Source organism: Methylobacterium sp. CM6241, from assembly GCF_054817845.1.
In genome coordinates this window covers 3927815-3943309 of record NZ_CM139246.1, presented here as the reverse complement: position 1 = coordinate 3943309, position 15495 = coordinate 3927815, and the positions used below count along the sequence as shown (strand labels likewise).

The following is a 15495-nucleotide window of genomic DNA, read 5'->3' as shown; positions in this document are numbered from 1 at the left end:
AGCCTAGCCCGGCGCGAGGCCGAGCAGGGTGCCGAGGGGAACGACGAGGGTGAAGCCGCCGTAGAAGCCATCCTTGGCGCGGCGGGCGGTGTAGGGGTTCCAGTACGAGTTCGGATTGACGACGTACTGCACCACCGGCTCGAGGATGACGCCCTTACCCAGGTCGAAATGGGCGTTGACCTCGAACACGAACTTGTCGCGCGAATAGGGTTCGCCGGTGCCGCCGGAGATGAAGTTCGCATCCGACAGGAAGGCGGCGTAGTTTTCGTTCAGCCGCTGCCAATTGGCCTTGATGCCGTAGGTGTCGTTGGGCCGGCTCTGGTCGGGGGCCTGCAGGAGTAGGCCGGCGAAGGAGTTGAAGCGGATCGGGATCGTCGGGTCGAAGGCGTAGCCGGTGCCGGTATAGGCCGAGATCGCGGTGGGATGCGGGTTGCTCGCATCGGCCCCGCCATCGGCCCGCCACAGGGTCTGCGTGCCCGTGAGGACGACGCCCGACGTGCCGGATTTCTGCAGCGACGGCGTGCCCGGGTTGAGGCCCTTCGAGGTGCCGGCAATGGTCTTGAAGTTATCGTCGTGGTCGGCGGTGTTGTAGAAGCCGGTGAGCGAGACGCGGCCGGGATAGGCCTCCATCGTATAGTCGGTCTTGCGGCCGATCTCGGTCATCACGACGGCGCCGGCCAGGCGCTCGTAGCCGAAATCGTAGCCCGAGAGGACGTTGGTGCCGGGGTTCACGCTGAAGGCGCCGGCCTGGACGTAGGTGGTCGGCGAGATCTTGTAGGCGATGTTGGCGCCCCAGACGGCGAAGAGCGGCGAGGTGAAGCCGGCATTGAAGTAGAACATGTCCTGAAAACAGGAATTGATCGAGTTGCACGGCGGCAGGCCGTAATAACGGTCCGGATGCGTGCGGCCGACCTCGACCACGAGGCGGTCGTCGAGGAGCTTCTGCTGGTAGGTCAGCAGCGAGAGGCGGGTGCTGTTGGGCGTGTAGGGCGGCTGGTAGCCCACCGTGGTGTCGCCGATGTCACCGGCCATGTTCAGGTTGCGCACGAGGCCGAAGAACGTCTGGGTGAAGTTGATCGAGCCTCCGGCGATGCCGGCGAGCTTCTGCATGTCGGCCGTCATGCTGAGCACGAAATAGGCCGAGTTCGATTGCTCACCGGTTCGCAGGCCGGCGCTCGGATTGGCCTGATAGAAATCGTAGATGTTGACGTCGAAGGTGAGCCCGCGCGCCGCCATATCGGTGGCCCAGGGCGCGAGCGGCCCGACGCGCACCGGATCGGCGGGTTTCTCCGCCACTTCGCGGGTGGTGCGCGGCTGCGTCTGGACGTTGAACTCTCCCACCGGGGACGCCGTCTGCGCCTCGGCGGAAAGCATGCCCGCCGCGAGGAACGCGCCGCCGAGGAGCACCGGAAGCCCGGGTCGGCGAGCCGGAGGCGCGAAGGGCGCGCGTCCGAGTGTCTCTGTCGCGTCTGTCGGCATCGTCGAGCGTCCCCATTCTGCTGTTCCCCGCACCGCTCGATCACGTGCTCGTCGAAGGAGCCCAAGAGCGGGGAATTGTGAGATTGGGAGAGTTCAGCAAGGCCAATGCCACAGCGGAGAGCGAAACCGATAAAAGTTCCATTCCCCCTCCAAATTCTTCGAAATACACCGTGGGATTGAATCAGTGCGGTCACAAGACTGATATTCAACCAAGAGAGGCCGTCCTGACAGGCCCTTTAGCGTGAACTCCCCAGCATCTCGATGGACGAGGAGGGCACGGAAACGGGCAGTCGTGATCCTGTAGACGGCAAAAGGCAGAAAATTCAGGCAATCCCCCATAAATCCCACAAATCGGTCATTTTCAGATTGACAGAAACACCATGCCGGGGACTTTTCGCCAACCTCGTTCCAGCGCCCGTTTCGCTGAAAGCGACAGCGTCATCCCTCGTCATCCCGGTTCAGGCAGCGTGATCCAGGCGTCATGATCAATCGGACAGGACATGCCGGCATGTGGGATCTGCCCGACCCTGCCTCTCCACGGCTCGCCATTCGAGGCGGTTGTCCAGAGCCGGCATCGATGGCGGCCCTGGCCGGCACGGCCGGTGCGTCTGCAATCCCTGTGGGAAATACCGTGCGGGACACGCGTTTTCCTGCGGCCTCGCCCCATCAAAATCGCTACGCTTCGGCGAAATGGGGAGACGCCGAGGCCGATGCTGACCGACCACCGCTATCAGGAGATCCTGTCCCGTCTGAACGGAACGGGTCGGGTCGGCGTCTCCGACGTCGCCGCCTATCTCAGGGTTTCCGAGGAGACCATCCGGCGCGACCTGAAGGTCCTGGAGGAGCGCGGCGTCCTGCGCCGGATCCATGGCGGCGCGGTGCCGCCGCGCCTGGACCAGGACCGGCCTCTGCACGAGCGGGGCAAGACCAACCCGCGCGAGAAGGCGAAGGTGGCGGCCAATGCCGAGGGGCTGATCCGCGACGGGATGTCGGTCTTCATCGACACGGGCACCACGACGCTCGCTTTCGCCCGCCGCCTCAGCGGCCGCAACCTCACGGTGACGACGAATTCCATCGACGTTGCGCTCCATCTCGGCAACGGTCCCGCCCGGGTGAACCTGACGCCGGGAATGCTGCGGGCGCGGGACAACGCCCTCGTGGGCTACGAGACGGTGGCCTACGCGCAGCGGTTCTATTTCGACATCGCCTTCATGGGCATCGCGGCCTGCGACCTCACCCATGGCTGGATGGATTACGAGGAGCACGAATCCGCCCTGCGGAAGGTGCTTCGCGGCCAGGCACGCCAGAGCGTGCTTCTCGCCGATTCCCGCAAATTCGGCCGTCAGGCCAACCTCTGCACCTTCGGGCTCTCGGAACGGCTCACCCTCGTCACCGACCGGCCGCCGCCGCAGCCGTTCCTGGATCATTTCACCCAGCATGACATCGATCTCATCAGTTCCTGACGCAGCTGCGGCGGCCGGCGCGTTCCACGCGCTCTTCGAAGAGATTTCCGCCTGCGGCGCGACACCCGGCGGCGGCATCACTCGGCTCTGTGCTTCGGCCGAGGACGGACAGGCCCGTCGCGTTTTCGCCAATTCCGCCCGCGAGGCCGGCGCCGAGATCCTCCTCGACGCGGTGGGCAACCAATTCGCCATCTTCCCTCTCACCGACGGTCCCGGTGTCCCGCTGGTGATGATGGGCTCTCATCTCGACAGCCAGCCGAAGGCCGGCCGCTTCGACGGGACCTACGGGGTGGCAGCGGCCGCCGGCATCGGCGCCGCTCTGATGCGGGCGCGGCGCGCCGGCGAGACCTTCACGGCGGATTTCTGCGCGGTGAACTGGACCGGCGAGGAGGGCGCGCGCTTCCGGCCGAGCCTCCTCGGCAGCGGCGCCTATGCGGGTGCGCGACGGATTGAGGAGGCTTTGTCCAGCCGTGACGATGCCGGGATCACCCTGCGGGAGGCCCTGGGCGGGATCGGGTTCCTCGGCACGGACCGGCCGCCGCCGCTCCCGGCCTGCTACCTCGAACTCCACGTGGAACAGGGCCTCGTCCTGGAGAACGCGAAGGCGACCATCGGCGTCGTCACCCGCAACTGGGGGGCGGCGAAGATCGACGTGGTCTTCACCGGCGAGCAGGCCCATACCGGCCCGACCCCGATGCCGCGCCGGCGCGATGCGCTGCTCGCCGCCGCCTATCTGATCGCCGAAGTGAGGGAGATCGCCGAGCGCTGGCCCGGCCGCTTCCATACCTCGGTGGGACGCATCCTGGTGGAGCCGAACTCCCCCAACGTGGTGCCTGCCCGGGTGGAGCTCAGCGTCGAACTCCGCTCGGCCGATGATCGCCTGCTCACCGATGCGACCCTGATGGTGGAGGCGGCGATCACCGAGGCGGCGAGCCGCGCCGGCGTCGTGGCGGCAATTCCCGGCCGGACGCTGCGGCCGATCCGCAATCTGCCCGAAGCGGTGTGCGATCTCGTCTCCTCCTGCGCCGAGGAGACGGCCTTGCGGTCGCTGCGCATGGATACGGTGGCCGGCCACGACGCGATCAGCCTGCTCGGCCAATGCCCGACCGGCATCGTCTTCGTCCCCAGCGTCGACGGCATCGCGCATAACGAGGCCGAACTGTCGCGGCCGGCCGATCTCGAAGCCGGGCTCGCGGTGGCCTTACGCGCCGCATGGCGCTTGTGCCGTAGCGGCGGCTCGCCGGAACGGGCCTTGCTCGTCAAACGGCCGAACGAGGCGTTCGGAGCGGAGCGATGATACAATACGGTGAGGCAGGCACTCCTTTCGACCATCGCGTCGAGGCCATCATCGCCACGCGGCCAGACTGGATCGCGCGCCAGCCTCGCTATGGGCTGGCCGCAGCGCCGGTGGCATCCCCGACCCACCGGGCCGTGGCCTCGGACTGCGTCCAGGTCGCGTTCCGTGAGGGCGAGCCGGTCTTCCTCAAGCTGCGCCATGCCGATATGGCGGACGATCTGACGCCCGTGGCGGCGCAGGCGGCCCGCAAAGCCGCACGCCTCGGCATCGCCCCGGAGGTGGTCCACGAGGCGGACGGGGCGCTCGGCCTCGCCTACCTGCCCGAGCCCTGGCGCTATGGCCGGGTCGGCGACCTTCAGGACGGCACCATCCTCGGCAAGGTTCTGGATGCCAAGGCGCGGCTCCATGGCGACGGCCTACTCGGCCATCGATTCTGCCCCTTCGCGCGGATCGAACGCCTTGCCGCCGAGGCCCGTGCCGCCGACGCTCCGCTTCCCGACGGGACCGACCGGCTCGTGGCGGCGATGGCGCTCGTGCGCGAGGCGATCCATGCCTCGGGCATCGACCTCGCCTTCTGCCACAATGACGGCATCGCCTCGAACATCATGATCGGGGAGGGGGAAATCCGTCTCGTCGATTTCGACCTCGCCAGCGACAACGACCCCTGGTTCGATCTCGGCGCCCTCCTCAACGAGGCCTGCCTCTTCGAGCCGGAGCGGCGCGAGGCGGTGGAGCATTATGCCGGCCGCTTCGACGAGCGCCTCTACAACCGCTGCCGCCTCTACGGCGCGGTCGATGACGTGATGGGCGGCCTCTGGGGCGTCACCCGTGCGGTCACCTCGGCGCGGAGCGGGATCGAGTTCTACAAATACGGAACCTGGCGGCTCCTGCATGCGCGCACGACCATCGGTTCACGCGATTTCGAAAGCTGGCTGCGCCGGCTGTGACACGGGCGTTCGAAATGGGAGGCAGCGAACGGCGATGAGCTGGAAAGGCTTGGGCGACGGCATCAGCGAGGGCGAGCGCGCCCTGGAGGGCGTGCTGGCCGGCATCGCTGCCTGGCGGGGCCGGCCGATGCGCTACCGGCCGGTGGCGGGCGGGATCAGCAACACCAACTGGCGCGTCGCCATCGGGGACGCGCAGGATTATTTCGTGAAGATGCCCGGCCGTGGCACCGAGATGTTCATCGCCCGCGACTGCGCCAACGATGCCAGCCGGCGCGCGGAGGCCTGCGGCTACGGCGTCCAGGTCGTCGACTACCTGCCCGATGCCGGAGTCGAGATCTTCGCCTTCGTCGAGGGTTACCGCGCCTCCTCGAATCTCGACTTCCTGCGCCCCACTGTCCGCCACAACGCCGTGCGCGCCCTCAAGGCCTTCAACGATTCCGCGCCGCTCGGGCTGACGAAGACGATCTTCGAGATGATCGAGGAGCATGTCGAACAGGTCGCGGAGGTAGGCGGCCGGCTTCCCGCCGACCAGGCCCATCTGATGCGCTGCATGGCCGAGGCGAAAGCCGCGATGACGGCCTCCGGCCTCGATCTCGTGCCATGCATGAACGATACGCTCGCCGGCAATTTCATGATCGACGAGGCCGACAGGGTGCTGCTCGTCGACTTCGAATATGCCTCCAACAACGAGCGCGCCTACGAGCTCGCCCTCTGGTTCGACGAGATGGCGTTCCCGGACACGATCGAACGCGAGATGATCGAGGCCTATTTCGGCCGCTGGACCCCCGAAATCCATGCGCGCATCGCGGTCCTGAAGGCGCTTGGCGATCTCAAATGGGCGACCTGGGCGATGATCCAGGAGGCCGTCTCGACCCTCGATTTCGACTATTACAAATACGGAACCTGGAAGCACATGCGGGCCCGAACCCTGTTCCACCATCCCGACTGGCCACTCTGGCTGAGGCGCCTGTGATGGGTGTGGGTGCACCGCCGATCCGGTCCGGGGACGAGGCGACGAAAGCGGATTTCCTCGCCTTCGCCCATCGCCTCGCGGATTTCGCCGCTCCGCTCGCGCGGCACTATTTCCGCACCGAACTACCGGTGGAAGCCAAGGCCGATGCGAGCCCGGTCACCGCCGCCGACCGCGCCATCGAATCCCTGCTGCGCGCCGAGATCCGCAGCGTCTATCCCGACCACGGCATCCTCGGAGAGGAGGAGGGCGGTGATTTCGAGCGGCCGCTCACCTGGGTGATCGACCCGATCGACGGCACCAAGAGCTTCATCACCGGCATGCCGCTCTTCGGCACGCTCATCGCCCTGGTCTCCGGCGGACGGCCGATCGTCGGCGTCATCGATATGCCGGCACTCGGCGAGCGCTGGTGCGGAACCGGCGACGCGGCGTGGTTCGACGGCCGGCCCGCCCGGACGAGCGGCAGGCACCTTCACGAAGCCCGCCTGTTCGCGACCTCCCCGGACATTTTCGAGGGCACGGATGCGGAGGCCTTCGCACGGCTGAGCGGAGCGGTGGGCCTGCGCCGCTTCGGCGGCGATTGCTATGCCTACGGCCTTCTCGCCAGCGGTCATTGCGACCTCGTGGTGGAAGCCGGGCTCCAGGTCTACGACGTCATGGCCCTCGTGCCGGTGGTGGAAGGGGCGGGCGGGGTGATGACCGATTGGGACGGTCGCCCCCTGACCCCGGCTTTCAACGGACGGGTCGTGGCCGCGGCCAATGCCGGCCTCCACGCCGAGGCCCTCCGACACTTGCGAGCCTGATCCCCGCTCCTGTCATCCCTCGTTCAAACTGGTATACCCGATGCCAGATTCACGAGGGGAGATATCGATGACCGCTCTGTTCCATCATGCGGCCGCGTTCGAGCATCGCACACCGCACGGACATCCCGAGCGGCCGGAGCGCATGAAGGCGGTTCAGGAGGCCCTCGGGACGGCGGACTTCTCCGGCCTCGACCGTCGCGCACCCGAGGCGGCCGCCCTCGAATCGGTGTTCCTCGCCCATCCCGAGGAATGGGTCCGCGCCATCCTCCGTTCGGTGCCGAGCGAGGGGCTTGCCCATCTCGATTCCGATACGGTGCTCTCGCCGGGAACGATGGATTGCGTCCTGCGCGGTGTCGGGGCGGCGGTGCAAGGCGTCGACCTCGTGATGACGGGTGCCGCCCGCAACGCCTTCTCGGCCATGCGGCCGCCGGGGCATCATGCCGAACGCACCAAGGCGATGGGCTTCTGCGTCTTCAACAACGCGGCGATCGCCGCTCTTCACGCCAGGAAGGTCCACGGGGCGGAGCGCGTCGCCATCGTCGATTGGGACGTGCATCACGGCAACGGCACGCAGGACATCGTCTGGTCCGATCCATCCGTGCTGTTCTGCTCGACCCACCAGATGCCGCTCTATCCCGGCAGCGGAGCGGTGTCCGAGGAGGGCGAGCACGGCACCATCGTCAACGCGCCGCTCAAGCCCTTCGCCGACGGCGACGCCTTCAAGGAGGCGATGCGAAGCCGCATCCTCACCCGTCTCGAGGCGTTCAAGCCCGACCTGATCGTCATCTCCGCCGGGTTCGACGCCCATTGGCGCGACCCGCTGGCCAACCTCATGCTGGAGGCCGAGGATTTCGCCTGGGCGACCAGCCAAGTCAGGGAAATCGCCGACCGCACCTGCGACGGCAGGATCGTGTCGCTGCTGGAAGGCGGCTACGACCTGAAGGGCCTCGGTGACTCGGTGGCCGCCCACGTATCGGTCCTGATGGGGGCGTGATCGGCATCGGGCAGGGCGGCAGCAAAGACTAGACAAGTCATTCCGGACAGTTGTTCATCCTCGATCAATGTACCATGCGATAAGACGACCTCCTGTGTATGAATACATACACAGTTCATCGAAAAACTATGCCCCGGCCGATATGGCAAAGCCGTCGATAGTGCCTAAGTAACTCTTCAGCCCGCCTCCTGGGGGGATCGGTTTTTTCCATGCAACCCTCCCGAGGGATTGCGGGTAAGTGCGAGCCGCCTTCTTCTCCCATGGACGGGGGAAGTGATTTCTTTCAGGAGGTGCGGGCCGGGTGATGCGGAAGGACGTCCTTCCGTGATGCCGACCGACTCGCGGGAATCGCCCAGCGGCATCGCCGTTGTCGAGGCTCACATCACGTTACCGAATGAACGCATGACGCAACTGAGTGCCACCCGGACGGCCGACCCTGCCCTGGATCCTCGCCAGGATGCCGACCCCTCGGATCTCGGTCCGGACCTGACCGTCTGCGACCGTGAGCCGATCCATATTCCGGGAGCGATCCAGCCGCACGGCCTCCTGCTGATCGCGAATGCGGAAGACCAGAGGGTGGTCGGCGGCGCGGGCGACATCGAAGGAATGCTCGCCGCGGAATGGACCGGGCGGACGTTGTCCGAGCTCCTCGGCGCCTCGCCGGCCTCCCTGCTGCTCGACGCGCCCCGCGACGAGACCGTCGTGATCGGTCACGTCATGGGGCTCCGCGCGGCAATGGATGCCACCGCGCGCTTTCAGGACGGCCAATGGCTGATCCAGCTCGAACCGCAGGCCTCCCTGTGGACCGATGCGGCCAGCCTTCTCGGCTGGCTCGACCGCGCCGGAAGCGCCCTGGAGCGGGCCACCGACCTCAAGGCCTTGTGCGACCGGGCGGCGACGTCGTTCCGCGAGCTCACCGGTTTCGACCGGGTGATGATCTATCGCTTCCTCGACGACGATGCCGGCGTCGTCATCGCGGAAAGCCGCGTTCCCGAGCTCGGCAGCTTCCTGCACCACCATTTCCCGGCCTCGGACATCCCGAAACAGGCGCGCGCCCTCTACATCCGCAACCGCGTCCGCGTGATCCCGGACGTCACCTATACGCCGCAGCCGCTTCGGCCCCGGCACCTGTCGCAGCTCGATCTGAGCGACATCGAACTGCGCAGCGTCTCGCCGATCCACCTTCAATATCTGCGCAACATGGATGTGGCGGCCTCCGCCTCGATCTCCATCGTCAAGGACGGCATTCTGTGGGGGCTCGTGGCCTGCCACAACCGGACGCCGCGCACCCTCGCCTTCGGACAGCGCATGGCCTGTCAGGCCCTGGCGGGAAGTCTCGCCCGTCAGGTCAGCTCGCGGGAGGAAGCCGAGAATTACCGTGAGCGGCTGCGGCTGCGCAGCGCCGAGGACGTGGTCTCAGGAAAGGTTCTGGGCGAAGCCCCCCTCGCCGAAATTCTGATCGAGACGAGCGAGGAGCTGCGCCGCATGCTCGGCGCCGACGGCTTCGCGCTGCTCCAGGGCAGGGACCTCCACCATACCGGACGCTGCGCCGAGGAAACCGACCTGCGCGAGATCGCGGCCTGGGTCCGGACGGTGGGCGGGGTACAGGCGCTTCACACCCACAGCCTCAGCAAGCGCTTCCCCCGCGCCGCCGCCTATCGTGCGCTGGCGAGCGGGCTCCTCGCCGTCGTCCTGTCGGGGGAGGAGCCGATCATCCTGATGTGGTTCCGGGCCGAGCGGGTCGAACTCGTCAACTGGGCCGGCAACCCTCACAAGGCCGCCAACGTCGTCGGCGATACCTTGAGCCCCCGCGCCTCCTTCGAAGCCTGGACCGAGGAGGTCCATGGCCATGCCAAACCCTGGTCGCTCCCCGAGATCGAGGCGGCGCAGCGCATCGTGCGCGAGCTCTACGAGGCTCGTCAGACCCGGCGCATCCGCGAGCTCAACCGCGAGCTCGCCGCCACGGTGGCGGACAGGGAAAGCCTGCTGGTCCAGAAGGATTACCTGATCAAGGAAGTGAATCACCGCGTCCAGAACAGCCTGCAGCTGGTCTCGGCTTTCCTCGCCCTGCAGGCGAGGGCGGAAGGCAATGCGGGGCTCAGCGAGGCATTGAGCGAGGCGCAGCGCCGGCTCGCTGCCGTGGCCCTGGTGCACCGACGGCTCTACAGCGACGACAACGTCGAAATGATCGATCTGGCCCGCTACCTCGACGATCTCGTCTCCGAAATGAAATCGTCGATGGGCCCTGAATGGGCCGAGCAGTTCAGCACCGATTTCGCCCCGATCATCATACCCACCGACGCTGCGGTGAATATCGGACTGATCCTGACCGAGCTCGTCATCAACGCCAACAAATACGCCTATTCCGGCGCGGTCGGTCCCATCGCCATCAGCCTCGAACAGCATCGCAACCGCTTCCGCCTGATCGTCGCCGATCAGGGACAGGGCATGTCGGGTACACGGAGCGGATTCGGGACGCGGATGCTCAACGCCATGGTCGACCGCCTCGGCGGGACGATCGAGAACACCAACAATCGGCCGGGATTGAGGGTGATCCTGACCGCCTCCATCGGTGCGCCCGATCCGGCATCCCTGCCATGACCCGTACTGCGCTGGCGATTGGCGGCCCGGAAGCGCCTCTGGCCGAACGGCTGCGCGAAGGCACGCAGGATCTGCACGAGGAACTGGAGCGCTGCCTCGATTGGCGCCAGCGGATGGCGACGCGGGACGGATACCTGACCCTGCTCGCCCGCTGGTGGGGCTTCCATCGTGTGTTCGAGCCCATCGTCGGCCAAGCCTTCGGGCGCGACGTCGCATGGCCGCGCCGCAAACTGCACCTGATCGAGCGGGACCTCGTCCATTTCGGCATGAATCGCGACGCCATTGAGGCCTTGCCCCGTTTCGCCGCCGGAACGGGTTTCGACGACCGCCCCGCGATCCTCGGCGCCCTGTACGTCACCGAAGGCTCTACGCTCGGCGGACAGGTCATCGCCCACCACATCCGCCGTAGCCTCGGAGATGCGATCGCCTCGGGCGGCTGCGCCTATTACGAAGGCTACGGAAAGCGGGACACGGCGACGATGTGGACCTCGTTCCGGACCTTCCTAGACCGCTCGGGCGAAGAGGGCCGATCCGAGAGCGTCATCGAAGGCGCGCGGTGGACCTTCGACGCGCTGCGGCTATGGCTCACCGCCAGCAACCCACCCCGACCCGCTTTGGGCGAAGCCGCCCGGCGCTGAATGCCGGGCCGACCTGTCGAATCAGCCAACCTGCTCAGCCGGCATCGACGGCGCGTCCGCCATAGGTCTCGAAGGAGGTCATCACCTTCTCGGTCAGCCCGTCATCGAGTTCGACGGTGACGCGGATCGCCCCCTCAAGCGCAGGCTCGCCCTCGGTGCCTTCCTTCAGGCGACCATCCTCGATATCGGCCCGCGCCGCCTCGGTCCCCGCGCTGTTCTCGTCCCCCGCTGGCGCGATGGTGACGGCGCTCCGGTCGATCCCGTGTTCCTGGACGAGATGCTCGACCGCCGTCTCGGCATCGCGGCGGCTCTTGAACTCGGCGGACATCGTCTTCGACATGATCACGGTTCCGGGGTTGGTCTTCAGGCTGTGTGAACCCTCCACCGGGGGAAAGGTTCAGCGGCGCCTCGGAGCCGCCGCGATTCGCAGCGTCGGGTGCATGCTCGCGTCAGGTACAGGCTCGAATCAGGCAAGTGAAAATACGTAGTCGGCATTTCATCTTCGCCACACTCCCGTACAATCGTGTTCCTCGCTGGTGGCTAGGTTCAACACATCGGTGTTTTTACCGGAAACAAATGTTGTCCATTGGGTGAGGCCCGGTTAAGTGCGGCTCATGCCTAAGCTCGAATCTCTCCTGGACCGTCTCAAAGCCCGCCAGCGCGCCCTCATCATGGAAGCGGCGGAGCACGAAACGATGCCGGCCGACAGCACGTTGCGCCGCATCGCGGAGCTGGAAAATGCGATCGCCGCGGTGGAAGCCATCCTCGACGAGACGCGGGCGCTTGCCCGCTAGCCCAGCCGGGCCGACGACGTATCCTCGATCAGGACGCCGAACGAGGCCTCATGCCCTGATGACCGCTGCGATCATGGCGGGCATCGCGGCATCGTCGGGTGCCATGGTTCAGGAAGTGACGGCGCAGGACGTGCCGACCGCCGGAGCCGATCTCGATCTCCTCGAACGGCGCTGGCACAAATGCGTGCGGCAGGCCTTTTCCGGGCAACCCGCCGGCCTGCCGACCCATGCCGCGCAGAAGGCGGCTCTGGCCGAGTGCAAACACCTGGAGAACAGTTACGTCTCGGCGATGCTGGTGGCCCAGGCGACCGAGGCCGAGGCCCGTCGGCAGGGCAAGCCATCGATCGGCGCGAGGGCGAGGGGCTGGGCCACCTCGCTTCTGTCCTACGTGGTCGAGCCGGTAACCTCCTTGATCGACGCCTGGCGCAAGTAACCCCTCTCGCGCCTCAGGCCCGCTCCATCTGCAATCCCGGCACGGCCGAGAGGAGGTCGCGCGTATAGGGATGGTCCGGCCGGCGGAACAGGTCGGCGGTCGGCCGCTGTTCCACGATCTCCCCCCGATGCATCACCGCGATCCGGTCGCAGATCTTGGCCGCGACGCGCAGGTCGTGGGTGATGAACAACATCGCGAGGTTCAGGCGCTGCTTCAGATCCTCGAGAAGGTCGAGCACCTGTGCCTGGACCGACACGTCGAGGGCCGAGACGGCCTCGTCGGCGACCAGCACGTCGGGCTCCATGGCCAGCGCGCGGGCGATGCCGATGCGCTGGCGCTGGCCGCCGGAGAAGGCATTGGGATAGCGCTCGGCGGCGCTGGGCGACAACCCGACGAGATCGAGCAGGTCGCGCGCCCGCGCCCTGGCCTCGCGGGCCGGAACACCATGGGCGATCGGCCCGGCGGTGATGATCTGCTCCACGGTCCGGCGCGGGTTGAGGGAGGCGAAGGGGTCCTGGAAGATCATCTGGATGCGCTTGCGCTCGGCGCGGAGCGCCCGCGGCCCCAGCGCCGTGTAATCGAGCGTGCCGAGGCGGACGGTGCCCTGGTCGGGGTCGATGAGCCGGATGGCGAGGCGCGCCGTGGTGGATTTGCCCGAGCCCGATTCACCGACGAGGCCCAGGGTCTCGCCGCGGCGGACGTCGAACGCCACCTCCTTGACCGCGTGGACGATGCGCGGCGGCCCGAACAGACCCCGGCGCGATGTGTAGGTCTTGGTGAGGCCGATGGCAGACAGAGCGATGGGCGCGCCTTCCCGTGATTCGCGCTCCGGCGGCACGATGCTGGGCACCGCCGCCAGCAGAGCCTTGGTGTAGGGATGCTGGGGTTTCCGCAAAACCTCGTCGGCGGAGCCCGATTCCACCAGCTTGCCGCGCTGGAGCACCGCCACATGGTCGGCGATATCCGCGACCACGCCGAAATCGTGGGTGATGAACAGGACGCTCATGCCCCGCCGCCGCTGCAGGTCGCGGACGAGTTTCAGGATCTGCGCCTGGGTGGTGACATCCAGCGCCGTGGTCGGCTCGTCGGCGACGAGGATCGAGGGCTCCAATGCCAGAGCCATGGCGATCATCGCGCGCTGGCGCTGTCCGCCCGACAGCTGATGCGGATAGGCACGCACGATCTGCGCCGGGTCGGGCAGGCCGACCTCGGTGGCGAGCGCGATGGCCTTGGCCCGCCGCTCGGCCTTGGTGAGAAGGCCGTGCGCCTCGAACATCTCGGCGATCTGGTCGCCGATCCGCATGACCGGGTTGAGCGCCGTCATGGGCTCCTGGAACACCATGGCGATGCGGCGCCCGCGCAAAGCACGCCAGTCGCGCTCGCCGAGGGTGAGCAGGTCCCGCCCCTCGAACACGATGCTGCCGCCGACGGGCGTGAGGGCACGCGGCAGCAGACCGGTGAGCGCATAGGCGCTCATGGATTTTCCCGAGCCCGATTCGCCGACGACGCAGAGGATCTTGCCCGGCATCAGGTCGAGGGAGAGATCCTCCACCGCATGCGGTCGGTCCGCCCCCTTCGGCAGGGCCAAGGTGAGGTTGCGGATGCTGACGACAGGCTCGCTCATGGTCAGGTCTCCGGTTTCGCGTCGCGCTGGCCCAGGATGACGGGTCCGGTCTCCCCGAGATCCCAGAACAGGCCCGCCATCAGCATCAGCGCCTCCCGGCTCATCGGCCCGAGCAGGTGCTCGTCCGGACCGTGCTGGAGGCAGGCCGGGTAGGAATGCGGCACCCACAGGGTCGGCAGGCCGAGGATCTCGGAAAAGGCGTCGTTGGGCAGCGAGCCACCGAGATTGGGCAGCAATGCCGGGCGCTTGCCCGTGCTGGCCTCGATGGAGGCCAGCGCCCAGCCGACCCAGGGATCTTCCACGGGAAGGCGGGTGGCGCGGAACACTTCCGAACGGGCCGCCCGCACTTCGACCATGGGGAAACCGTTGGCGTCGAGATGGGCGCGCACGGCCGGGATCAGGCCCTCCCAGTCGGTGCCGACGACGAAGCGCAGCTGCAGCGTCGCCTTGGCGTGGGGCGGCACCGCATTGAGCGGGCCGTCGGGGTCGCCGGTCTTGAAGGCCAGCACTTCGAGGGTGTTCCAGCCGAAGACGCGCTCGGCCGCATTGAGGCCGGGCTCGCCCCAATCCTCGTCGATCCTCGGCGCGGTGGGGTCGGTGCCCACCGCGATGTCGGCGAGCGCCGCCCGCACGCCCTCGGGGATCGCGGGTGGCCGCAGGGCATCGAGGAGGATCTTGCCGCGCCCGTCGACCAGGGTCGCGATGGCGTTGGCCAGCACCGTGCCGGGATTGCGCAGCAGGCCGCCCCAATTGCCCGAATGGTGGCTGCCCTCGCGCAGGTTCACGATGAGCTCGAACGTGTAACCGCCGCGCGAGCCGAGGAAGAGGGTGGGGCGCTCCGCGCTCACCCGTGGCCCGTCGGAGGCGATGAGCACATCGGCGGCGAGGGCGCGCGCCTCGGCCCGGCACAGGTCGCGCAGGCCCGGCGAGCCGGATTCCTCGCCCATTTCGATGAGGAGCTTGGTGTTGAAGCCGAGGCGTCCGCCTCTCGCCGCCATCACCGCCTCGAGCGCGCCGAGATTGATGATGTGCTGGCCCTTGTTGTCGGCGGTGCCGCGGCCGTACCAGCGGTCCCCCTCGACGACGATCGCCCATGGGTCGAGGCCGGCGCGCCATTGTTCGGGGTAGCCGCGCACGGTGTCGCCATGGCCGTAGATCAGCACGGTGGGCAGGTCGTCGCCCTCGTGCCGCTCGGCGATGAGGAAGGGGCCGTGCTCGCCGTCGGGATTGTCGAGGATGCGGCCGGTGAAACCCAGCGGCGCGATGGCGGGCATGAGGAAGTCGGACAGGTAGGCATGGAGCGCCGGCAATTGCCCTGTCGTCTGGCTCTCGGTGGGGCGGGCGACGGCATCCTGCAGGACGGCGCGGAACCCGCCTCCGTCGTAGTGGCGCGCGGCATGCGCGATCGCATCGTGTCGGGACATGGATCCACTCTGTGTCGGGTGAGAATGG

General features: G+C 67.4%; 14 protein-coding genes. 10 read left to right on the top strand and 4 right to left on the bottom strand.

Translation table 11 applies throughout. The features are described 5' to 3' along the window. Positions 1–3: 3 nt before the first annotated feature. Positions 4–1374 carry a carbohydrate porin gene (locus tag ACYQR9_RS18505; RefSeq protein ID WP_461229838.1) on the bottom strand — a complete coding sequence of 457 codons (1371 nt, stop codon included), beginning with the start codon at positions 1372–1374 and terminating at the stop codon, positions 4–6. 815 nt (positions 1375–2189) lie between these two features. Here ACYQR9_RS18505 and ACYQR9_RS18500 point away from each other — a divergent pair. From ACYQR9_RS18500 to ACYQR9_RS18465, 8 genes are all read left to right on the top strand, one after another. Further along, complete coding sequence (locus tag ACYQR9_RS18500) at positions 2190–2942, top strand: DeoR/GlpR family DNA-binding transcription regulator (protein ID WP_056427119.1); 753 nt, start codon at positions 2190–2192, stop codon at positions 2940–2942. Next, positions 2917–4239: an allantoate amidohydrolase gene (locus ACYQR9_RS18495; RefSeq protein ID WP_461227642.1), complete on the top strand. Its 1323-nt coding sequence runs from the start codon at positions 2917–2919 to the stop codon at positions 4237–4239. Before ACYQR9_RS18500 ends, ACYQR9_RS18495 begins: the two co-directional genes overlap by 26 nt. Beyond that, a complete protein-coding gene (locus tag ACYQR9_RS18490; RefSeq protein WP_461227641.1) occupies positions 4236–5186 on the top strand; it encodes a phosphotransferase family protein in 951 nt (316 codons plus the stop codon). Before ACYQR9_RS18495 ends, ACYQR9_RS18490 begins: the two co-directional genes overlap by 4 nt. Before the next feature lie 34 nt (positions 5187–5220). After that, entirely contained in the window at positions 5221–6159 is a 939-nt protein-coding gene (locus ACYQR9_RS18485) for a phosphotransferase (RefSeq protein WP_311273797.1), read from the top strand. Next, positions 6159–6959 carry a histidinol-phosphatase gene (hisN, locus tag ACYQR9_RS18480; protein WP_461227640.1) on the top strand — a complete coding sequence of 267 codons (801 nt, stop codon included), beginning with the start codon at positions 6159–6161 and terminating at the stop codon, positions 6957–6959. The genes ACYQR9_RS18485 and hisN overlap by 1 nt, the downstream gene beginning before the upstream one ends. A gap of 67 nt (positions 6960–7026) precedes the next feature. Further along, positions 7027–7953: a histone deacetylase family protein gene (locus tag ACYQR9_RS18475; protein WP_461227639.1), complete on the top strand. Its 927-nt coding sequence runs from the start codon at positions 7027–7029 to the stop codon at positions 7951–7953. A gap of 402 nt (positions 7954–8355) precedes the next feature. After that, positions 8356–10554: a histidine kinase dimerization/phosphoacceptor domain -containing protein gene (locus ACYQR9_RS18470; protein ID WP_311273794.1), complete on the top strand. Its 2199-nt coding sequence runs from the start codon at positions 8356–8358 to the stop codon at positions 10552–10554. Next, the gene (locus ACYQR9_RS18465; protein ID WP_311273793.1) at positions 10551–11192 is read left to right on the top strand and encodes a biliverdin-producing heme oxygenase; all 642 of its coding nucleotides are present in this window, start codon (positions 10551–10553) and stop codon (positions 11190–11192) included. The genes ACYQR9_RS18470 and ACYQR9_RS18465 overlap by 4 nt, the downstream gene beginning before the upstream one ends. 34 nt (positions 11193–11226) lie before the next feature. On the opposite strand, the gene ACYQR9_RS18460 is transcribed toward ACYQR9_RS18465, so the two are convergent. Continuing rightward, positions 11227–11532 (bottom strand): hypothetical protein, encoded by a 306-nt coding sequence (locus ACYQR9_RS18460; RefSeq protein ID WP_056427333.1) that lies wholly within the window; start codon positions 11530–11532, stop codon positions 11227–11229. 274 nt (positions 11533–11806) lie between these two features. Here ACYQR9_RS18460 and ACYQR9_RS18455 point away from each other — a divergent pair, with 274 nt between their 5' ends. Beyond that, positions 11807–11986, top strand: coding sequence for a hypothetical protein (locus ACYQR9_RS18455; protein WP_056427336.1), 180 nt, complete (start codon positions 11807–11809; stop codon positions 11984–11986). 58 nt (positions 11987–12044) lie between these two features. Next, a complete protein-coding gene (locus ACYQR9_RS18450; RefSeq protein ID WP_056427136.1) occupies positions 12045–12419 on the top strand; it encodes a hypothetical protein in 375 nt (124 codons plus the stop codon). Between the two features lie 13 nt (positions 12420–12432). Here the strand turns inward: ACYQR9_RS18450 and ACYQR9_RS18445 are convergent, their stop codons facing one another. Both ACYQR9_RS18445 and ACYQR9_RS18440 read right to left on the bottom strand, forming a co-directional pair. After that, a complete protein-coding gene (locus ACYQR9_RS18445; RefSeq protein WP_461227638.1) occupies positions 12433–14043 on the bottom strand; it encodes an ABC transporter ATP-binding protein in 1611 nt (536 codons plus the stop codon). Positions 14044–14045: 2 nt separating this feature from the next. Further along, a complete protein-coding gene (locus tag ACYQR9_RS18440; protein ID WP_461227637.1) occupies positions 14046–15467 on the bottom strand; it encodes a M20 family metallopeptidase in 1422 nt (473 codons plus the stop codon). Positions 15468–15495: the final 28 nt, after the last annotated feature.